General features: G+C 73.5%; 1 protein-coding gene. It reads left to right on the forward strand.

Translation table 11 applies throughout. The features are described 5' to 3' along the window. A partial coding sequence (locus tag ACH107_RS33755; protein WP_412509916.1) for an energy transducer TonB occupies window positions 1-279 on the forward strand: 279 nt, incomplete at its 5' end. Between the last annotated feature and the right edge of the window lie 15 nt (window positions 280-294).

The following is a 294-nucleotide window of genomic DNA, read 5'->3' on the forward strand; positions in this document are numbered from 1 at the left end:
AGCCGCGCGCAGGGCAACGCCGCGGCCAGCAATTACCCGGGCAGTGTGATGCGCCACATCGCGCGCGTGCCCCGCCCACGTGCCAGCAGCCGGGGCGCGGCCGTGGTGCGTTTCTCGATTTCCGAAAGGGGCTGGCTGTCCGCGCTGCGGCTCGCCCAAAGCTCCGGGTCGTCGCGGCTGGACCGGGCGGCGATGACGGTGCTGCGCCGGGCCGCGCCCTTTCCGCGCCCGCCCCGGGGGGCAAAGCGCAGCTTCACCATACGGATAGAGGGGCGGTAACGCCGGTATCGCCGT

The sequence above is a fragment of the Roseovarius halophilus (ex Wu et al. 2025) genome (genome assembly GCF_047086965.1).